The sequence below is a fragment of the Sphingomonas mesophila genome (assembly GCF_003499275.1).
GTDB lineage: Bacteria > Pseudomonadota > Alphaproteobacteria > Sphingomonadales > Sphingomonadaceae > Sphingomicrobium > Sphingomicrobium mesophilum.
On record NZ_QWDF01000001.1, the window covers coordinates 175253 to 194164 of the forward strand.

18 protein-coding genes and 2 tRNA genes are annotated in these 18912 nt (G+C 67.4%); 4 read left to right on the forward strand and 16 right to left on the reverse strand.

Translation table 11 applies throughout. From position 1 onward, the window contains the following. Window positions 1-203 precede the first annotated feature (203 nt). From pstA to D0Z60_RS00925, 10 genes are all read right to left on the reverse strand, one after another. Window positions 204-1100, reverse strand: a complete 897-nt coding sequence (gene pstA / locus D0Z60_RS00880) for a phosphate ABC transporter permease PstA (protein ID WP_118856172.1) — start codon at window positions 1098-1100, stop codon at window positions 204-206. Next, window positions 1093-2475 (reverse strand): phosphate ABC transporter permease subunit PstC, encoded by a 1383-nt coding sequence (gene pstC, locus D0Z60_RS00885; protein ID WP_118856174.1) that lies wholly within the window; start codon window positions 2473-2475, stop codon window positions 1093-1095. The genes pstA and pstC overlap by 8 nt, the downstream gene beginning before the upstream one ends. 18 nt (window positions 2476-2493) lie before the next feature. After that, complete coding sequence (locus tag D0Z60_RS00890) at window positions 2494-3534, reverse strand: substrate-binding domain-containing protein (RefSeq protein ID WP_118856176.1); 1041 nt, start codon at window positions 3532-3534, stop codon at window positions 2494-2496. Window positions 3535-3616: 82 nt separating this feature from the next. Then, on the reverse strand, window positions 3617-4615 hold the full coding sequence (locus D0Z60_RS00895) for a sensor histidine kinase (RefSeq protein WP_118856178.1): 999 nt from the start codon (window positions 4613-4615) through the stop codon (window positions 3617-3619). 49 nt (window positions 4616-4664) lie between these two features. Continuing rightward, window positions 4665-5099, reverse strand: coding sequence for a hypothetical protein (locus tag D0Z60_RS00900; RefSeq protein ID WP_118856180.1), 435 nt, complete (start codon window positions 5097-5099; stop codon window positions 4665-4667). 59 nt (window positions 5100-5158) lie between these two features. Further along, window positions 5159-5503 carry a hypothetical protein gene (locus D0Z60_RS00905; protein ID WP_118856182.1) on the reverse strand — a complete coding sequence of 115 codons (345 nt, stop codon included), beginning with the start codon at window positions 5501-5503 and terminating at the stop codon, window positions 5159-5161. Between the two features lie 73 nt (window positions 5504-5576). Next, window positions 5577-6179: a response regulator transcription factor gene (locus D0Z60_RS00910; protein ID WP_118856183.1), complete on the reverse strand. Its 603-nt coding sequence runs from the start codon at window positions 6177-6179 to the stop codon at window positions 5577-5579. A gap of 97 nt (window positions 6180-6276) precedes the next feature. After that, window positions 6277-6362: transfer RNA gene (locus D0Z60_RS00915), tRNA-Tyr, on the reverse strand. Window positions 6363-6496: 134 nt separating this feature from the next. Beyond that, window positions 6497-6570: transfer RNA gene (locus D0Z60_RS00920), tRNA-Gly, on the reverse strand. 61 nt (window positions 6571-6631) lie between these two features. After that, a complete protein-coding gene (locus tag D0Z60_RS00925; RefSeq protein WP_118856184.1) occupies window positions 6632-7054 on the reverse strand; it encodes a hypothetical protein in 423 nt (140 codons plus the stop codon). 156 nt (window positions 7055-7210) lie between these two features. On the opposite strand from D0Z60_RS00925, the gene ku reads away from it, so the two are divergent. Both ku and ligD read left to right on the forward strand, forming a co-directional pair. Next, a complete protein-coding gene (gene ku / locus D0Z60_RS00930) occupies window positions 7211-8092 on the forward strand; it encodes a non-homologous end joining protein Ku (protein ID WP_118856185.1) in 882 nt (293 codons plus the stop codon). 92 nt (window positions 8093-8184) lie between these two features. Next, a complete protein-coding gene (ligD, locus tag D0Z60_RS00935) occupies window positions 8185-10674 on the forward strand; it encodes a DNA ligase D (protein WP_118856187.1) in 2490 nt (829 codons plus the stop codon). On the opposite strand, the gene D0Z60_RS00940 is transcribed toward ligD, so the two are convergent. The 6 genes from D0Z60_RS00940 to D0Z60_RS00965 all read right to left on the reverse strand — a co-directional run bounded on the left by D0Z60_RS00940 (window position 10668) and on the right by D0Z60_RS00965 (window position 16425). Then, a complete protein-coding gene (locus D0Z60_RS00940) occupies window positions 10668-11639 on the reverse strand; it encodes an HWE histidine kinase domain-containing protein (RefSeq protein WP_118856189.1) in 972 nt (323 codons plus the stop codon). The two genes, ligD and D0Z60_RS00940, sit on opposite strands and share 7 nt — an antisense overlap. Window positions 11640-11701: 62 nt before the next feature. Beyond that, window positions 11702-12667, reverse strand: a complete 966-nt coding sequence (gene pip, locus D0Z60_RS00945; protein WP_118856191.1) for a prolyl aminopeptidase — start codon at window positions 12665-12667, stop codon at window positions 11702-11704. Next, complete coding sequence (locus tag D0Z60_RS00950) at window positions 12667-14037, reverse strand: glutamate--cysteine ligase (RefSeq protein ID WP_118856193.1); 1371 nt, start codon at window positions 14035-14037, stop codon at window positions 12667-12669. Before D0Z60_RS00950 ends, pip begins: the two co-directional genes overlap by 1 nt. Before the next feature lie 12 nt (window positions 14038-14049). Then, window positions 14050-14790, reverse strand: a complete 741-nt coding sequence (locus D0Z60_RS00955; RefSeq protein WP_118856195.1) for a 16S rRNA (uracil(1498)-N(3))-methyltransferase — start codon at window positions 14788-14790, stop codon at window positions 14050-14052. Continuing rightward, on the reverse strand, window positions 14787-15539 hold the full coding sequence (locus D0Z60_RS00960; RefSeq protein ID WP_162888018.1) for a hypothetical protein: 753 nt from the start codon (window positions 15537-15539) through the stop codon (window positions 14787-14789). Before D0Z60_RS00960 ends, D0Z60_RS00955 begins: the two co-directional genes overlap by 4 nt. Before the next feature lie 121 nt (window positions 15540-15660). Further along, entirely contained in the window at window positions 15661-16425 is a 765-nt protein-coding gene (locus D0Z60_RS00965) for a hypothetical protein (RefSeq protein ID WP_118856199.1), read from the reverse strand. A gap of 88 nt (window positions 16426-16513) precedes the next feature. Between D0Z60_RS00965 and D0Z60_RS00970 the strand changes: the two genes are divergently transcribed. Both D0Z60_RS00970 and ubiA read left to right on the forward strand, forming a co-directional pair. Further along, window positions 16514-17998: a phospholipase D-like domain-containing protein gene (locus D0Z60_RS00970; RefSeq protein ID WP_118856201.1), complete on the forward strand. Its 1485-nt coding sequence runs from the start codon at window positions 16514-16516 to the stop codon at window positions 17996-17998. Further along, entirely contained in the window at window positions 17995-18903 is a 909-nt protein-coding gene (ubiA, locus tag D0Z60_RS00975) for a 4-hydroxybenzoate octaprenyltransferase (RefSeq protein WP_118856203.1), read from the forward strand. The genes D0Z60_RS00970 and ubiA overlap by 4 nt, the downstream gene beginning before the upstream one ends. Window positions 18904-18912: the final 9 nt, after the last annotated feature.

Below are 18912 nucleotides of genomic sequence, written 5' to 3' on the forward strand. Positions count from 1 at the left end.
GCAGGTCCGCCGGGTCTTCGTCGGGAAGCGCGCTTCCGGTGTCGATCGCCGGCGCCGATTGCGGCTCGGGCACGACGTCGCGGTCGGCCGCATTGTTCACCGCCCCCTCGTCCCGGGCCGCCTCGGCCGCGATCGCGGTCGACGGGAAGGGGACGCTCGAGTTGGTGACGATCGGCTGCTTTTCTTTGGTCATGATCATGGGCCTACCAGCGGCGTTCGAATTTGTTGCGCAAAAAGATCGCCAGCCCGTTCATCGCTAGCATGAACAGCAACAGGACGATGATCGCCGCGCTGGTCTTCTCGACGAAGGCGCCGTCGACCTCGTCCGACCACAGGAAGATCTGCACCGGAAGCACGCTTGCCGGCTCGGTGAAGCCCTGCGGCGGCGTGACGATGAAGGCGCGCATGCCGATCATCAAGAGCGGCGCGGTCTCGCCCAGCGCGCGTGCCATGCCGATGATCGTGCCGGTCAGAACCCCCGGCAGCGCCAGCGGCAGGACATGGTGGAACACCACCTGCATCTTCGACGCGCCCACTCCCAGCGCCGCGTCGCGGATCGACGGCGGCACCGCCTGGATCGCGTTGCGGCCGGCGATGACGATCACCGGCATGGTCATCAGCGCCAGGGTCAGTCCGCCGACCAGCGGCGCGGAGCGCGGCAGATGCATGAAGTTCAGGAACACCGCGAGGCCAAGCAGCCCGAAGATGATCGACGGCACCGCGGCGAGATTGTTGATGCTAACCTCGATGAGGTCGGTCCAGCGGTTCCGCGGCGCGAATTCCTCGAGGTAGAGCGCGGCCAGCACGCCGATCGGGAAGGCCAGCGCCATGGTCACGACGATGGTCAGGAAGCTGCCCTTGAGCGCGCCCCACACGCCGGCCCGCTCGGCTTCGGTCGAATCGCTTCCGGTCAGGAACGCCATGTCGAGCCCGCCGACGCCCTTGGCCAGCATCGTCACCAGCAGGAACGCAAGGAACGCGACCGACAGCGCCACGGCGAGGAAGCCGAACGCGCGGAAGCGGCGCTCGGCGGCGTAGCGGCCCTTCAGATGCTTGTGCATCGACCCGTCGGTCCAGCGCGACTGGATGACGCTACTCATAAGCTTCCCGGTATCTGCGCACGACGTGAAGCGCGATGAGGTTGAGGATCAGCGTGATGATGAACAGCAGCAGGCCGAGCGCGAAGGCGGCGAGCGTCTTGGCGCTGTCGAACTCCTGGTCGCCGGTCAGCAATTGCACGATCTGGGTGGTGACGGTGGTCACGCTCTCGAACGGGTTGAGCGTCAGATTGGCGGCAAGCCCGGCGGCCATCACCACGATCATCGTCTCGCCGATCGCCCGGCTCACCGCCAGCAGGATTCCGCCGACCACGCCGGGCAGAGCGGCGGGAAGCACGACCCGCTTGATCGTCTCCGACCGGGTCGCGCCGAGCGCCAGGCTGCCGTCACGCATCGCCTGCGGAACGGCGGCGATGCTGTCGTCGGCCATCGAGCTGACGAACGGGATGATCATGATGCCCATCACCAGGCCCGCGGCGAGCGCGCTCTCGCTGCTCGCCGAGCCGACTCCGATGGCGAGGCCCAGGTCGCGCACCATCGGCGCTACCGTCAGCGCGGCGAAATAGCCGTAGACCACGGTCGGCACGCCGGCGAGGATCTCGAGGATCGGCTTGAGCCACGCGCGCAGCCGCTGCGGCGCATATTGCGTCAGGAAGATCGCGCTCATCAGGCCGAGCGGGATGGCAACGATCATGGCGATGATCGCGCCGATGAAGATCGTCCCCCAGAACAGCGGCACCGATCCGAACGCGCCCGAAGATCCGGCCTGGTCGGCGCGGATCGCCATCTGCGGGCTCCACGTCGTGCCGAACAGGAATTCGCCGACGTTCACCTTGGTGAAGAACATCAGGCTTTCGAACAGAAGCGACAGGACGATCCCGAGCGTGGTCAGGATGGCGATCAGTGAGGCGCCGACCAGCAGCACCATGACCCAGCGCTCGACCGACAGCCGCGCGCGGAAATCGACCCCCTGGCGGCGAAGCGCGAGGAACGCCCCGACCAGCGCGACGAACAGGGCGACGAGCGTGCCCGACCAGGCGTAGCGCGCGTTCGCTTCCTTGAACAACGGGGCAAGCGCGGCGGATTCGGGATTGAATCCCGCCTCGCGCTGGCCGGACGCGATCTCGCGCGCCTCGCTGAGGATTGAGTCGCGCTGCATTTCGAAGTCGGGCAGCGCCTGGCCGGCCGGGCTGGCGAGCACCGCCTGGTCGACCAGCCCGCTCTGCACCGGTTGCCAGGCGAGCAGGAACAGCAGTGCCGGAAGCGCCGTCCACAGGCCCGCGTGGATGCCGTGATAGACCGGCAGGCTGTGCAGCCGCTTGCCGCCGCCGCGCAGCGCACGGGCGCGGGTGAAGGCAAACCAGCCGGCGGCCGCGGCCAGCAGCAGGACGGCGGCGAGCGCGGTCAGGAAGGACATGGCGCTCGCCGCCTGCGCTTACTTCAGGGACGCTTTGTCGAGCGGCTTGAGCGCCGTCGCCTGGGCGTTGGCGGCGCCGAGGTCGGCCGCGCCGAGCGGCACCAGGCCGCGGCCGGACAGCATTCCGCCCGGTCCCCACGCCTTGGCGAAGGCGGCGATGAACTGCTTAATCGCCGGCTTGGCGGTCATGTGCTCGCCTTTGAAATAGACGAACAGCTTGCGCGCTCCGGGGTAGCTCAGATCGCTGATCGTCGCCTCGGTCGGCGCGATCCCGGCGATCGTCACCGGCATCACCTTGTCGAGGTTCTCCTCGAGGAAGCTGTAGCCGAGCACGCCGAGCGTTCCGGGAGCGGCGCTGACCTTCTGTACCAGCAGATTGTCGTTCTCGCCGGCTTCGACATAGGCGCCGTCCTCACGCACCTTGGTGCAGGTGGTCTTGTGGGCGTCCTTGTCCTTCTCCTTGAGCGCCTTCATCGCCGGGTCGCTGTCGCAGCCCTTCTCGAGGATCAGCTCGGCCAGGCTGTCGCGGGTGCCCGAGGTCGGCGGCGGGCCGAGCACGCGGATCTTGGTGGCCGGCAGCGACGGGTCGATGTCGGCCCAGGTCTGCGCGGTCTGCGGCTTGCCGAACGGGGTCGCGGCGAGCGCCTGGTAGATTTGCGCGACGGTGAGGTTCATCGGCTTCTGGCCCTTGGCCTCGATCAGCGTCAGCCCGTCGATCCCGACCGGAAGCTCGATGATGTTCTTGGCGCCGTTCTTCTCGCAATCGGCATATTCGGCCGCTTTCATCGGGCGCGAGGCATTGACCGCGTCGGGGAATTGCTCGCCCACGCCGCCGCAGAACAGCTTGATTCCGGCGCCGGTGCCGGTCGATTCGACGATCACCGACGATCCCGCGTTGGCGCGCTGGAATTCCTCGGCGACGGCGGTCGTGAACGGATAGACGGTCGACGATCCGACGATTCGGATTTCGCTGCCCTTGCCGCCCGATTCGCTTCCGCCGCCACCGCCACAGGCCGTGACCAGCGCCGCCATCGGCAGCGCAACCATCATCTTCTTCATGTCGCTACTCCCCGGGCCCAGCGGGCCGTGTTGGGCCGGTCGCCCGGCTTCGGCGCGGCCTTGCGGGACTTATGTTGCAGTCTCATGACAAATCCGCCGCCGGCAGGGCCACCGTCACGCTGGTCCCCTCGCCGGGGCGCGAACGGATATCGAGCGTGCCGCGATGGCGCTCGACGATATGCTTGACGATCGCCAGGCCCAGGCCGGTTCCGCCCGATCCGCGGCTGCGCGCGTCGTCGATTCGGTAGAAGCGCTCGGTCAGCCGCGGCAGGTGCAGCGGCGCGATCCCCGGCCCGCTGTCGCTGACCCGGACGAACGGCCGGCCGCGTTCGGTCGCGACGGTCAGCCGCACGCCGCTGCCGCCGTAGCGGATGGCGTTGGACAGCAGATTGTCGATCACCTGAAGCATCTGCCCGCAATCGGCCGCGACAGTCACCGGCTCGGCCGGAAGGTCGGTTTCGACCGGGCAATTGCGCCGCTCGGCCAGCGGCCCGACCTGGGCCTCCGCCTGCCGCGCCAGGCTGACCAGATTGCAGCGGTCGCCCGGGGCGACGAAGCGGCTCGCTTCGATCCGCGACAGGCTCATCAAATCCTCGATGATGCGCAGCATCCGCGCCGCCTCGCCGGCGATGGTGGTGGCGAAGTTGCGCCGCAGCTGGTCCGGGATTTCGGGCTCGGCAAGCGTCTCGGCATAGCCCGAGATGGTCGCCAGCGGGGTGCGCAGCTCGTGGCTTGCGTTGGCAACGAAATCGACCCGCATGCGCTCCGCCGCAAGCGCCTCGGCGCGGTCGATGAAGCGGATTAGGCAGCCGCCGCGCTGGCCGAGCGGGCGCACCGCCACCAGCCACGGCCGCTCTGGCCCGCCGACCCCGACGATTGCCACGTCGGCGCGCTTGCCGGCGGCAATCGTCGCAAGCAGCTGCGGGTGCCTGAGGCCGATTCGGTGGTCGCGGCCGACGATGCCCGGTCCCAACATCGCCAGCGCGGCGCGGTTCGCAGCCTCAATCCGGCCGGCGGCGACGATCAGCGCCGGTTCGTCGAGCGCGTCGAGCAGGGCGCGGGCAGGGGGCGCGGCGGACATTGCCGGGCGCGCCTACCAGCGCGGCGCGGCGGTTCCTAGGCCCCGCGGCTCAGGCCGGCAGCGCGACGTGCCGCTCGGCCTTGCGCCGGCCGTAGCTGCGCCACGTGCCGACGGCGAGAATCAGCAGGATCGGGTAGCTCCAGAATTGCAGCGCCGCGCCATAGGCCTGCGGCAGCAGGTTCGGGTCCACGCCCTTTAGCACATGGCCGATGGTGGTGGTCAGCTGCAGGCCCGCGACCCACAGCGGCCAGAAGCGCTGCGACCTCATCGCCACGGTGACGAACCCGGCGAGCACCGCGAGGTCGACCAGCAATGTGCCGAGCTCGAGCGATTGCCAGCGAATGGCGAGCGGGCTCAGCACCATCAGGCTGGCCGCGGCCCCGCCGACGCACACCGCGGCGACGATCCGCTCGTCGCGGCTGCCGCGCCAGAAGGCGTAGGCCGCGACCAGGATCAAGAGCAGGAAGAACAGTTTCGGGGCCACTGGGCTGGTTTCTACTGCGGCGCCGGGCGGCGGCAACCACCGCCCGGCACGCACTTGGCCTAGGCGACGACGCGCAGGTCGGCGTGGGCGACCTTCGGCGGGCATTCGCCGACATCGCCGAAGCCGGTGGTGCGCAGGCCCGGCACGAACTGCTTGGCCTCGACCAATGCGCCGTGGCAATTGGCCACTCCGCCGCGCGCCGCGATCAGCGCCTGCACCGCGCCGCCCAATTGCTCGAAGGCCGGCTGGCCGGCGGCGACCCCGACCGGGGCGACGTTGCGCACGCTTACCATCCGCACCTGCAGTTCGGCGATCTCGGCGATCGCTTGGTCGATGATGTCCTCGACGGCGCGCACCTGGGTGGCGATTTCGTGGGCGGCGTGTTCGATCTCAACTTTGCGCATGACCTCTCCTTGCCGCCTGCGCCAGCAAGCGGAATTTCGGGATGCCGGAGGATCGATTGGAAGACCGGGCGACCTAGCGGCCGAGCATCCTCATCAGGCTTTCCAGGCCGGCGAGATACATGCCGGCCGAGAAGGTTGCGCCAATCGCGATGAGGAAAATCCAGACCAGCCGGAAACCGGCGCTCATCTCGTTCCTGGGCTGACTCCTCGTTGCGAACGGCAGAGGCAGGGAAGGACCGGAAAGCACCCGGATCTGCTCGGTTTCGACCCCGGCATCGCCAGCCTTCCCTGCACGGTCAGCGTGCCGAATCTGAAAACCGACCGCCCCTTCCGATTGGTCGGCGGGGCGGCGTGGCTCAATGTGCGGCGATTGATGTATCAAGCGCTGATATGGCGCGCGGTGGCGGGCGACCAGCCGCGCCGCCTGGTTGCGCCGCTCGACGCCGAGGATTTGCAGCGACTGGCGGATGCGCTGTTCGACGGTGTGCGGCGAGATGCCGAGCTCGACCGCAATCTCCTTCGAATTAAGGTGCTGGTCGACCAGCAGCAGGCAGTCGAGCTGCCCCCGGCTGAGGCGCGCGATCCGCGCTTCCGCATCCCCCTCGGGCGCCGGGTCGCACTCGCTAGTCACGCCGCCATTCCCCACGTCCAGCCGATGTCCGATGTCGAGCAGCATCGCGCGCCTTGTAAGCCTTTCGCCCGTTTAGCGCAAAGCCTGCCGCCTGAATGGCTTAAATGATTAGTTAATCGGGGTCGCCATTCGCCCGGGCGGGTGGTGGACAGGGCTGGATTCGAACCAGCGTACGCTTGCGCGGGCAGATTTACAGTCTGCTGCCTTTAACCACTCGGCCACCTGTCCAGATGTCGGCAGGCGGGCCAAATGGCGGCGGGCCGGGGCGGTGTCAACCGGGAGGCTTGGGGAGTGCGCGGCAGTCGAGCCGGTCACCCCTGCGCTACGGTCCGGCGCTTCCATTCTCAGCCAACAGCTGAGAATGGAGCGGGTGAAGGGAATCGAACCCTCGTCGTAAGCTTGGAAGGCTTCTGCTCTACCATTGAGCTACACCCGCTCGGGCGCCGATCGGCTTCCGGCGCGGCTGACTGGCACCGGCCGCCGGGCCGGTCAAGCCGCTAGAAGATCCCGAACAGCTTCTTGCGCTTCTTCTCGGCCTGCGGCGCTTCGTTGGTTCCGTTGAGCTCGCCCGGGAAGCACCGCTTGCCGATGATCTTGGTGTGCTGCCACGCCGACTTGCGCGAGAACGGATGGCGGTAATAGGCCGAGATCTCGCGCTGCTGGCCAAGGTCGCGGACATGCAGCGAGAAGCGCGCCGCCTGCGCCTTGCCGGTCCCGTTGGGCCGCGTGTAGTCGATCGCCACGCCGTTCGGCACCGGCACCAGCACCACCGTCCCGTCGCGCGCCATCTGGCGGATGGTACATGCCTGCAGGTCGAGCAGGCTCTGGTTGCTCATGATCCGGATGCCGCTGTCGCGCGGCGGCTTGAGCGGTCCCGAATTGCCGATCATGATCTGGAACATCAACGCCGTCACGAACATCGCGATTTCTCCCGCTCCGGCCGCGCATTAGCTGCCGTCCATCCCCGAAGCCGGAATAAATCGCGAATAGCGCTCCCGGTCAATGCCCTCCCGGCGGAACGACTCCGCGACCGGCGAATTGAATCGGCTCCGTATCAATGCTGAGGGGTCCAATTCATGCCGGCACGTCCCACCTGGCGCGGCCATATCAAGCTGGCTTTGGTCTCGATTCCGGTCGAGATCTACCCCGCGACCAAGGCCGGCAAGTCGATCGCCTTCCACCAGGTCCACGAGCCGTCCGGCCAGCGCGTCAAATATGAAAAGGTCGTGCCCGGCATCGGCCCGGTCGACCGCGACGAGATCCTCAAGGGCTATGAGGTCGAGAAGGGCGAATATGTCCTGCTCGACCCCGAGGAGATCGAGAAGGTCAAGCTCGAGAGCCGCAAGACCCTCGAGCTTACCCAGTTCGTCGACTTGTCCGACATCGACCCAATCTACTTCGACAAGCCCTATTACGTCGTCCCCGCCGACGACCTCGCCGAGGAGGCGTTCGTCGTCGTTCGGGACGCGCTCAAGCGCACCAAAAAGGTCGGCATCGGCCAGCTCGCCATGCGCGGCCAGGAATATGTCGTCAGCCTGAAGCCGTGCGGCAAGGGCATGGTGCTCGAGACCTTGCGCTACGCCGACGAGGTTCACCGCGCCTCGTCCTATTTCCGCGAAATCGGCGACGTGAAGCCCGACACCGATTTGCTCGACATGGCCGAGACGCTGATCGCCAAGAAGACCGGCGAGTTCGACGCAAGCGAGTTCGAGAACCGCTATATCGACGCTCTGAAGGCGCTGATCGACGAGAAGATCAGGAAGAAGGGCAAGCGTATCATCCAGGACCGCTCGGACGACGGGCCGAGCAAGGGGTCGAACGTCGTCGACCTGATGGCTGCGCTCAAGAAAAGCCTCGAAACCGGCGAGCGCGGCGCCGGCGCCAAGAAAGCGGCGGCCAAGCCGGCGGCCAAGAAAGCACCGGCCAAAAAGCCCGCCCCGGCAAGGAAGCGGGCGTGAGCCCCTCGTCATTGCGAGGCGCGCAGCGCCGCGGCAATCCAGCGGCGCGAGACTGGATTGCCGCGCTTCGCTCGCAATGACGAGTTAGCCTAATGCCTGCCCGCAAGCTCGACATCGCCACCTACAACAAGAAGCGCGACTTCAAGAAGACCGGCGAACCCAAGGGCCGCAAGCTCAAGGGCAAGGGCGACAGCTTCGTCGTCCAGAAGCACGACGCCTCGCGCCTCCACTGGGATTTCCGGCTCGAGATGGACGGCGTGCTCAAGAGCTGGGCGGTGCCCAAGGGGCCGAGCCTCGATCCCGGCCAGAACCGCCTCGCCATGCGCACCGAGGACCATCCGCTCGATTATGCCGATTTCGAAGGCACCATCCCCAAGGGCGAATATGGCGGCGGCACGGTGATGCTGTGGGATCAGGGCCGCTGGATCCCCGAGCCCGGCAAGGACCCCAGGAAGACGATCGAGGAAGGTCACCTTCACTTCTCGCTCGAGGGCGAGCGGATGAAGGGCGAATGGGTGATGTTCCGCCTCAAGCCCAAGCCGGGCGAAAAGGCCGAGCCGTGGATGCTCAAGAAGGTCACCGACGCCTTCGCCGACCCCGATGATGGCGACGCGTTGGTCGAGCAATGCGTCACCAGCGTCACCACCGGCCGCTCGATGGCCGAGATCGCCGCCGGCGGCGACGTCTGGCGCTCGAACCGTGGCGGCCAGAAAGGGGGGCGCCAGAAGCGCAAGGCCGCAACCCCGCCGCCGACGTTCCGGCCGCCGCAGCTGGCGACGCTGGTCGACCGCGTGCCGACCGGGTCCGACTGGCTGTTCGAGTACAAATATGACGGCTACCGCCTGCTGCTCGCCACCGGCGGCGGAGCGGCGACCGCCTGGACGCGCAACGGCAAGGACTGGACCGACAAGTTCCGCACCCTTGCCAAGGCCGCGGCCGAGCTGCCCGCCGGCTGCCTGATCGACGGCGAGGCGGTCGCGCTCGGGCCCGACGGCAAGCCCAGCTTTCAGCTACTGCAATCCACCCTCAAGGGCGGCGAGGCGCCGCTCGCTTTCTACGCCTTCGACCTCATCGTCGACCAGGGCGAGGACATTTCGAAGCTCGGCAACCTCGAGCGCAAGCAGCGCCTCGCCGCCTTGCTCAAGGCCGTGCCGCCGCCGATCATTTTCGGTGACCATGTGCTGGGCAAGGGCGAGGCGTTGTTCGATGCGATCTGCGCCGAGAAGGGGGAGGGGATCATCGCCAAGAAGGCGAGCGCGCCCTACCGCTCCGAACGCGCCAAGTCCTGGCTCAAGGTCAAGTGCACCCAGCGCCAGGAATTCGTCATCGTCGGCTGGCAGGCGAGCGACAAGCGCCGCGGCTTCCGCTCGCTCCATCTCGCCGTGCGCGAAGGCCGCAAGCTGACCTATGTCGGCAAGGTCGGGACCGGCTTCGACACGGCGATGATCGAGGATTTGAGCGCGCGCATGGCGCCGTTGAAGGCCGCCACGCCGGCGCTCGACGTGCCGCGCACCGTGCTGCGCGGTTCGACCTGGATCGAGCCGCGGCTGGTCGCCGAGGTCGCCTTCACCGAATTCACCAACGACGGGATCCTTCGCCATCCCAGCTTCATCGCGCTGCGTGAGGACAAGATGGCCGAGCAGGTCGTGCGCGAGGTTCCGGCCAAGGTCTCCGCTAAGGCGACCGCCAAGACCCGGAAGGGCCTCGCCACCGCGGAAAGCCTCGGCGCGCGAATCACCAACCCGGACCGCGTGATCTTCCCCGGCGACGATCTCACCAAGGGCCAGCTCGCCGATTATTACGCCGCGGTCGCGCCGCTGCTGCTGGCGACGCTCAAGGACCGGCCGATGACGCTGATCCGCTGTCCCCAGGGCCGCGCCAAGCATTGCTTCTTCCAGAAGCACGACAGCGGCGCGATGGGCGATCATGTGCTCCACGTGCCGATCACCGAGAGCGACGGCTCGGTCGAGGATTATCTCTACGTCCGCGATGCCAAGGGCGTGCTGGCCTGCGTGCAGATGGGCACCATCGAATTCCACGGCTGGGGCAGCCCGATCAAGCCGCTCGAAAAGCCCGACCGGCTGGTGTTCGATCTCGATCCCGATGTCGGGCTCGATTTCGATGCGGTGAAGTCGGCCGCGGTACGCCTCAAGGATCTGCTCGCCGATCTCGGCCTGGTCACCTTCCCCTTGCTGTCGGGCGGCAAGGGCATCCACGTCATCGCGCCCTTGACGCCCAAGGCCGAGTGGCCGGACGTCAAGAGCTTCGCCGAGCGCTTCACCCGCGCCATCGCGCAGGCCGAACCCGAGATCTTCACTGCCAACATCCGCAAGAAGGAGCGCAAGGGCCGCATCTTCCTCGACTGGCTGCGCAACCAGCGCGGGGCGACCGCGGTGATGCCTTATTCGGCGCGGGCCCGCGAAGGTGCTCCGGTGGCGGCACCGGTGTCGTGGGACGAGCTCGACGGCTTCAGTGGCGCAAACGCCTTCACCATTCGCGATGCGGCCGAGTTGATCGAGCGGTCGGAAGCAAGGGCACTGGCCGGCTGGGGCCAGGCCAAGCAGGTGCTGCCCGGCTACTGATTGGCGGCCGGGAAGCGGATCGTCGCGCTGAGGCCCTCGGGCCGCCAGTCGCGCTCGATCGTCCCGCCGAGGTCGGATTGGACGGTGAGCGCGATCATCCGCTGGCCGAAGCCGCTGCTCGGCACTTCGGCGGTGCAGCTGCCGCCGACCTCGGTCCACACCAGCTCGACCGTGTCGCCGTCGACGCTCCAGTCGAGCTCGACGCGGCCGCCCTCGGCGCACAGCGAGCCATATTTAATGGCGTTGGTGTAGAGTTCGTGGAGGATCATCGACACGCCCATCAGCTGGCGCGGGCCGAGCAGGATTTCCGGCCCGCCGAAGCGCGCCCGGCCTTCGGCGACGTCGCCGCCGAGCACCTGCTCGGCCAGCGCCGACAAAGCGACGTCGTTCCACACCTGGCCGACCAGCAGTTGATGCGCTCTCGCCAAGGATTGCAGTCGGCCCGAAAACGCTTCGCTGAAGCTGGCGATGTCGCTCGACGCGCGGGCGGTCTGCTGGGCGATGGCGGCGACCACCGTCAGCATGTTCTTCACCCGGTGCTCGGATTCCTGGAGGATTCGCTGCTGGCGCTCGGCCACGGCGCGGCGTTCGGAAATGTCGCGCAGGAAGCCGATGAACAATTTGTCGCCGAACTGGTCGCAGGCCGTGACCGACAATTCGATCGGCATTTCGCGGCCGTCGCGGTGAAGCGCGGTGACTTCGATGCGCCGGTCGAGCACCGGGCCCTCGCCGGTCGCGAGATAATGTTTGAGCCCGCCCTCATGGCCGGCGCGCAGCGCCTCGGGGATCAGCATCTCGCTCAGTTGCTGGCCCTTGGCCTCGTCCCAGGTCCAGCCGAAGGCCTCGGTCGAGCGGTCGTTCCAGCCGATGATGCGGCCGCCGGTGTCCATCACCACGACCGCGTCGAGCGCCGTGTCGAGGACGGACTGAAGCCCGGCGTGTAGGATTCCCCAGCTTAGATTCATTACGCCTCAGTAAGGCGTTTTTCCAACAAATCCAGTGACTTCTTGCCGACCCGCAACGCCCTCTAGGAAACCACTGCTCCCTCCGCATATCGGTCGCTAGCCCGCACCAATCCGTCGGTGATGCCGGGCTCGGTGAACAAGTGACCCCCGTCGGCCACGATCTCGAGCTCGACCTCGGGCCACGCCTGCTTCAGCGCCCACGCCGCGCTCGGCGGGGTACAGCAATCATGCCGCCCCTGGACGATCGTCCCCGGAATGCCGCGGAGCTTCCCCGCATTGGCCAGCAGCTGCCCCTCGTCGAGCCAGCAGCGGTTGAGGAAGTAGTGGTTCTCGATCCGGGCCACCGGCACGGCGTGATGGTCGTCGGTGAAGTCGGCCAGCATCTCGGCGTCGGGCAGCAGCGTCACCGTCATCCCCTCCCACCGGCTCCACGCCTTGGCGGCAGCGAGCTGGACCGCGGGGTCGTCGCTGGTCAACCGGGCGCGATACGCTTCGATCAAATCGCCCCGCTCGCCCTCGGGAATATGCTCGACGAACCGCTCCCACTCCTCGGGATAAAGCTCGCTCGCGCCATAGCGGTAGAGCCAGTCGAATTCGTTCTGGCGGGCCAGGAAGATGCCGCGCAGCACCAGCTCGGTGACTCGCTCGGGGTGGGTCTGGGCATAGGCCAGCGACAGCGTCGAGCCCCAGCTTCCGCCGAACACCAGCCAGCGCTCATGGCCGGCCATTTCCCGCAGCCGCTCGATGTCGGCGACGAGGTGCCAGGTGGTGTTGGCTTCGAGGCTGGCATAGGGCGTCGAACGGCCGCAGCCGCGTTGGTCGAACAACAAGACGTCGTAGCGTACCGGGTCGAACTGCTGGCGCTGTTTCGGGCTGCAGCCGGAGCCCGGGCCGCCATGCAGGAACACCGCCGGCTTGGCGCCCTTGGTGCCGCAGCGCTCCCAATAGAGCGAATGACCGTCGCCGACGTCGAGCATCCCGGTCTCGAACGGCTCGATCGGCGGGTAAAGGGTGCGGCGCTCGCTCATCAGAAGCTGAACTCCTCATAGACGTGGGCAACATCGTCGTTCCACTCGCCGTGATAGCGTTCGAGCAGCCGGTCGGCGAACGTCATGCCGGTCGCGACGACATCGCGCAGCGGATCGAGGAAACCGCTCTCGTTGTCGCCGCTGGCATTGAGCCGGGCGCGGCGAGCTAATCCACCCGTGGCGATCTCGAGAACTTCGGCGGCAAGATCGCCGACCGTCCGGCCGCCGGGCGCGGGGGCGGCGAGGGCGTCGCGGGGAACGGCGTGGCGCATCGCCTCGCGCTCTTCCATCGACCAGTGCTTGGCCAGGTCCCATGCTGCGTCGAGCGACTGCTGGTCGTACAGGAGGCCGACCCACAGAGCGGGAAGCGCGCAAATCCGACCCCAGCGTCCGCCGTCCGCGCCGCGCATCTCGAGGAAGCTCTTCAGGCGCACTTCGGGAAAGGCGGTCGACAGATGGTCCGTCCAGTCGGCCAGCGTCGGCTTTTCGCCGGGCAAGATCGACAGTCGGCCATCAAGGAAATCCCGGAAGCTGAGGCCGGCGGCGTCGATATACTTGCCGTCGCGGAACACGAAATACATCGGCACGTCGAGCGCGTAGTCGCACCAGCGTTCGTATCCGAACCCGTCGTCGAACACGAACGGCAGCATGCCGGTGCGCGCCGCGTCGGTGTCCTCCCAGACATGGCTGCGGAAGCTCTTGAAGCCGTTGGGCTTGCCTTCGGTGAATGGCGAATTGGCGAACAGGGCGGTGGCAACCGGCTGAAGCGCCAGCCCGACTCGGAATTTTTGCACCATGTCGGCCTCGCTTTGATAGTCGAGGTTGACCTGGATGGTGCAGGTGCGAAGCATCATGTCGAGGCCAAGGCTGCCGACCCGCGGCATGTGCCGGGCCATGATCGCGTAGCGCCCTTTGGGCATCATCGAGAGGTCCGACCGCGCCTTGTCCGGCCACATGCCGAGGCCGAGGAAACCGAGCCCGAGCCGGTCGCCGACCGCCTTGACCTGCGTGAGATGCCGTCCGCTTTCGGCGCAGCTTTCGTGGAGGTTCTCGAGCGGCGCGCCACTAAGCTCGAGCTGGCCGGCGGGCTCGAGGCTGATAGTGCCGTCGTCACCCGTGAGGGCGATGACCTTGCCGTTCTCCTCGACCGGCCGCCAGCCGAACTCGGTGAGGCCGAGCAGCAGATCGCGAATTCCGCCCGGCTCCTCCCACGACGGCGCGCGGTGATCGTCAAGGCGGTAGACGAACTTCTCGTGCTCGGTACCGATGCGCCAGTCGGCCCGCGACTTCTCGCCCTTTTCGAATACCGAGAGAAGATCGGCTCGGCTTTCGATCGGCGGGCTCGCCGACAAGTCGGTACGGGTTGTCATTGGCAACCGGCCCTAACGCCAGTCCCCCGCCAGCGCCATATAGCATGTGAGCGCGGCGAGGGCGGCAGTCTCGGCGCGCAGGATGCGCGGGCCGAGGCCGATCGGCCGTGCGTTGGGCAGGGCGCGGATCGCGGTGCGCTCATCGCCGGTAAACCCGCCCTCCGGGCCGATGAGGATGGTCGCCGGGCCGGGGCGAAAGGCAGCAGCGGCCGGCTCGCCGCCGGTCTCGTCGGCGAAATAGAGTGTCCGGTCGGGCGCATGGTCCGCGAGCAACCGCGCGAGGGACAACGGCTCGGCGATCGCGGGGACGGTCGTGCGATGGCACTGCTCGGCCGCCTCCATTGCGATCGCCTCTAGCCGCTCGCGCTTGACCCGCTCGACGATGGTGCGCGCGGTGATAACCGGCTGGAGGCGGGCGACGCCAAGCTCGGTCGCTTTTTCGACCAGCCAGTCGGTTTGCGCGCGCTTCACCGGCGCGAAAGCAAGGGTGAGGTCGGGGTCGGTGTCGAGCGCTCGAGTGCGGCGCTCGACCGCAAGGGTCATGCGTTTCTTGCCCACCTCGGCGATGCGCGCCAGCCATTCGCCGCTTTGTCCATCGAACAAGAGCACCTCGGCGCCGATGCCGAGGCGTAAGACGCTGCCGAGATAGTTGGCCTGGCCGGGATCGAGCTCGATCGCCGCCCCGTCGCCGAGCGCAGTCCGGACGAACAGCCGCGGCAGCGAGCGCGGCGGCCAGGCGGGAGTGGCGATCATTGCGCCCGGGGATTGCGGTAGCGGCCGACGAGGTCGCCCGTGCGGATCGCCTCGGCCCGCTCTTTCATCAATTCCCGATGCCAATCCCCCAGCGGCAAACCGCGTTCCCGGCAAAAGGTCACGGTGCGTGAATTGCCGCGAGCGATCTGGGCGTCGATCTCCGCCTTCGAAGGCGCAGCTCCGAGAGCATCGAGATTGACCATCAATTGCGCGGACATCAGCGCCATCAGATTGTTATTGGCCTTGAGCGCCATCGCCCGCTCGATCATTCGCTCGCGAATGTCGGCCGTCATCTCGATCGGGAAGAGCAGTCCGCTGAGGCCCGTCGCCAGGATCTGGCTTTGCTCTGTCATCGGATCGAGACCGGCAATCTGGTTGTAGGCTTCCGAGAACAGATCGCGGCGATCTTCGTCGAAGTGCGCCGCGACGCCATCTCCGACGATCCCCCGCCAGGCGGTTGTATCGAACGGCCGGTTTGGCTGGCGAAGGGCGTAGGTGCCGAGACCAGAAACAACCGCCGGTTGCGGCACGTTCCGCGCTGCTGGCTCCATCGCCGCGGCGATCAGCCGGTCGAGCTGGGCATCGACGCAGGGCCGCACCGTGATCCGCTCCGCCCCGAAGAAAAAATTTCCCGACGTCTCGTTCGCGAGCTGCCGTTCCGCCCGCTCGACCCGAGCGGTCCAGCTGCGGTTCTCAACCCATTGCTGGGCAAGCAGCGCGATGCCGACTCCGAGCACGACGATCAGCACTTCGCCGACGAAGCCGCGCCAGCCCTGAACCGGTACCCATTTGCGAAAGATCATTACGCCGCCCCTCGAAGGCGGGTGTGAACAGTGGCGGCGCGCGGGTCAATCGGCGAGGAGGGGCGAGTCAGCGGATGAGCGGCGCCGCGATCGGGGTGTTGGCGAAGAGTTCGTCGGATGGCCGAAGCGGCAGGCCGAGGGCACGGCAGACGGCGATCGAACCGGCCTCGCGAATCCTTGCCTCGATCTGTTCGGCGGTCGGCCGCACACCGGCGCGGAACAGTCGGTTGGCGATCTGGCGGTGGATCACGCCGAGCGCATTGTTGAGCTGGCGGCCGCGCTCGATCCGCTTCAGAAGCTCGAAGCGGACGCCGGGGTCGAGCCTCAGCGGCCCGGCCATGACGGTGAGTTCGCCCGCCAGCTGCTGGAACTCGTCGCCAAAGGCGTTGACAAGGCGCGCCTGATTGACCGTGCTGGCAAAAGCGTTGCGCAGCGCCGCCGGAAAATGGCTGACCGCGCCGTCGGCTGTCGACGCCTCATAATGTTCGGTGAGATTGCTTCGCGACGGCGCTCGGATGACCCGGCCGAAGCCCTGATCGATGATCCGCACCGGCCGAAGCGTGTCGCCGGGGTCGTCGACCCGGTCGGCGAGTCGATCGAGCTGCGCCGCGACGCATGGCTCGACCAGCCGCCATTCGATGGCGTTGACGATATGCTCGCTGAATTGCTCGTCGATCGCGGCGCGCGCCTTGGCCGCGCGGTCGGCCCAGGCGCGCCCGTCCGCCCATTGCTGGACGGCGAGCGCGATCAGCACCCCGGCGATGACGATTCCCAGCTCCCAGCCGACCGCCGCCCAGCCGTTGGGCGGCCTAACGCGCAACAATCGGAACATCGGCGACCCCCTTGGGCCGAGCCTAATGCCCGGACGCCTTTTGTCGAGCTAAAGCGCGGGCTAAGGCGGGCGCGAAGCAGGGGCGAGGATGAGCGACATATTGCAGCCGATCGTCGCCGCGGGGCGCAATTGCTGGCGGATCGAGCGGGCCGACAAGGCGCGGCTGCTGATCGACGCGGCGACCTATTACCACTGGATCGCACGGGCGTTCGAAAATGCCGAGCAGATGATCTTCATCGCCGGCTGGGATTTCGACACGCGCATCCCGCTCGATCCCGACGAGCATGGCAAGGGCGAGAAATTAGGGGCGCTGTTCCTTCGGCTGGCGCGCAGCAAGCCGGACCTTCAAATCGACGTGCTCAAGTGGAATTTCGGGGCGCTCAAGCAATTCACTCGGCCGTCGGCGGTGGGCTGGCTGTGGCGTTGGTGGCGGACCGATAACATCGACTTCCGCTTCGACAGCTCGCACCCGGTTGGCTGCAGCCACCATCAGAAGATCGTGATCATCGACGAATGTCTGGCGGCGTGCGGCGGGATCGACATCTCCAACCGGCGCTGGGACACCAGCGAGCACCGCGACCGCGATACGCGTCGAGCCAGCCCCGACGGCGAATTGTTCGGCCCGTGGCACGACACGACGATGCTGATGAGCGGCGCGGTTGCTGGAGCGCTGGGCGTCTTGGCGCGCGAGCGGTGGAAGACTGCGACCAAGGCCGAGCTGGACGAGATCGAGCCGTGCGGCGACGAATGGCCCGACGGGCTCGAGGCCGACTTCGAGAATGTCGACGTGGCGATCGCCCGGACCCGCGCGCCGTATGAGGACGCGCCGGAGATCCGAGAGATCGAGGCGCTGTATCTCGACATGATCGCGGCGGCCAAGCGCTTCATCTACTTCGAGAACCAATATTTCACGAGCGGGAAGATCGCCGCTGCCATTGCCGAGCGGATGAAGGAGGAGAACCCGCCCGAGATCGTGCTGGTGATGCCGCGCACGGCGGACGGTTGGCTCGAGCAGAAGGCAATGGACGCCGCGCGCGTCAAGCTGGTGGCGGCGATCGGCGAGACCGACCGCGACGACCGCTTCCGGGTCTATGTGCCGGTGACCGGCGAACGCAAGGACATCTACGTCCACGCCAAAGTGGCGGTGGTCGACGATCGGCTGCTGCGGGTCGGCTCGTCCAATCTCAATAACCGCAGCCAGGGACTCGACAGCGAGTGCGACGTGGTGATCGACTCCGGCCTGCGGGCCAACGCCCACACGCCGCCCGTTATCACCCGACTTCGACACCGGCTGATCGCCGAGCATTTGGATGTCGCGCCCGAGCGGTTCGCAATCGAGGAGCAAGCGCGCGGATCAATGATCGCGGCGATCGAAGCGCTTCGGGGCGAGGGCAAGTCGCTCGACCTGCTCGACCTCGAGGGCATGGGCGCGGCCGAGGATTTCATCGCCTCGAACGAAATCCTCGACCCGCAGTCGGTCGACGATATGCTCGATCCGATCTCCAGCGGGACGCTGGCCAAGAGCTGGCGCATGGGGCGCGAGCGGATCCGGCGGCTGCGCGGGCGTCGGTGAGCGAGACCGTCCCGGACAGCGAGCGGGTTGGGCTGATCGGGGCGCTGCCAGCGCCGCTTCGGCCCTACGCGTCGCTGATCCGGCTCGACCGGCCGATCGGGACGTGGTTGCTGTTCTGGCCGTGCGCCTGGGGGACGGCGCTGGCCGGCGAAGGCTTCGACTGGCGCTTGCTGCTGCTGTTCGCGATCGGTGCGTTCGCGATGCGCAGCGCGGGGTGCGTCTATAACGACATCGTCGACCGCGACCTCGACCGGCGGGTCGAGCGGACCCGGCTTCGGCCGCTGGCGTCCGGGCGGGTGGGGGTGCGCTCGGCGTGGACGCTGCTGGTGGCGCTCTCGCTGATTGGGCTGGCGGTACTTCTGCAGCTGCCACGGACCGCACAAGTGGTCGCGCTGATCAGCCTGATGCTGGTCGCGGCCTATCCGTTCATGAAGCGCTGGACGTGGTGGCCGCAGGCGTGGCTCGGGCTCGTCTTCTCGTGGGGCGCGCTGGTCGGCTGGGCCGCGGCGGAGCACGCGCGTGACTGGCCGGCGCTTGCGCTGTGGCTGGGCAGCGTGGCGTGGGTCGTCGGCTACGACACGATTTACGCCATCCAGGATATCGAGGACGATGCGCTGGCAGGAGTGAAGTCGTCGGCCCGGCGGCTTAGCGGTGGAGTGAGGCGGGGCGTTGCAATCCTTTACGTGCTGGCGCTGGCCGGATGGTTCGCGGCGGTATGGTTGGTGTTCCCCGATCCGGTGGCGCTACTCGCCTTGCTGCCGGTCGCGGCGCAGCTTGGCTGGCAGGCGATGCGGGTGGATCCGGCAGACGGCGCCGGGGCGCTGGCGCTGTTCCGCTCCAATCGCTTTACCGGCCTGCTCGCCTTCCTCGCCTTCCTGACCGTCGGCTTGTCGGCCTCGACCTGACCCTCTAGG

What these genes read in the sequence shown, in the direction of transcription:
- D0Z60_RS00910 (WP_118856183.1), bottom strand. Translation starts at nt 6,179, where the DNA reads ATGCTGCTCGACATCGGACATCGGCTGGACGTGGGGAATGGCGGCGTG.
- D0Z60_RS00905 (WP_118856182.1), bottom strand. Translation starts at nt 5,503, where the DNA reads ATGCGCAAAGTTGAGATCGAACACGCCGCCCACGAAATCGCCACCCAG.
- D0Z60_RS00965 (WP_118856199.1), bottom strand. Translation starts at nt 16,425, where the DNA reads ATGTTCCGATTGTTGCGCGTTAGGCCGCCCAACGGCTGGGCGGCGGTC.
- pstC (WP_118856174.1), bottom strand. Translation starts at nt 2,475, where the DNA reads ATGTCCTTCCTGACCGCGCTCGCCGCCGTCCTGCTGCTGGCCGCGGCC.
- D0Z60_RS00925 (WP_118856184.1), bottom strand. Translation starts at nt 7,054, where the DNA reads ATGTTCGTGACGGCGTTGATGTTCCAGATCATGATCGGCAATTCGGGA.
- D0Z60_RS00895 (WP_118856178.1), bottom strand. Translation starts at nt 4,615, where the DNA reads ATGTCCGCCGCGCCCCCTGCCCGCGCCCTGCTCGACGCGCTCGACGAA.
- D0Z60_RS00970 (WP_118856201.1), top strand. Translation starts at nt 16,514, where the DNA reads ATGAGCGACATATTGCAGCCGATCGTCGCCGCGGGGCGCAATTGCTGG.
- D0Z60_RS00955 (WP_118856195.1), bottom strand. Translation starts at nt 14,790, where the DNA reads ATGATCGCCACTCCCGCCTGGCCGCCGCGCTCGCTGCCGCGGCTGTTC.
- pstA (WP_118856172.1), bottom strand. Translation starts at nt 1,100, where the DNA reads ATGAGTAGCGTCATCCAGTCGCGCTGGACCGACGGGTCGATGCACAAG.
- pip (WP_118856191.1), bottom strand. Translation starts at nt 12,667, where the DNA reads ATGAGCGAGCGCCGCACCCTTTACCCGCCGATCGAGCCGTTCGAGACC.
- D0Z60_RS00950 (WP_118856193.1), bottom strand. Translation starts at nt 14,037, where the DNA reads ATGACAACCCGTACCGACTTGTCGGCGAGCCCGCCGATCGAAAGCCGA.
- ligD (WP_118856187.1), top strand. Translation starts at nt 8,185, where the DNA reads ATGCCTGCCCGCAAGCTCGACATCGCCACCTACAACAAGAAGCGCGAC.
- D0Z60_RS00890 (WP_118856176.1), bottom strand. Translation starts at nt 3,534, where the DNA reads ATGAAGAAGATGATGGTTGCGCTGCCGATGGCGGCGCTGGTCACGGCC.
- D0Z60_RS00940 (WP_118856189.1), bottom strand. Translation starts at nt 11,639, where the DNA reads ATGAATCTAAGCTGGGGAATCCTACACGCCGGGCTTCAGTCCGTCCTC.
- ku (WP_118856185.1), top strand. Translation starts at nt 7,211, where the DNA reads ATGCCGGCACGTCCCACCTGGCGCGGCCATATCAAGCTGGCTTTGGTC.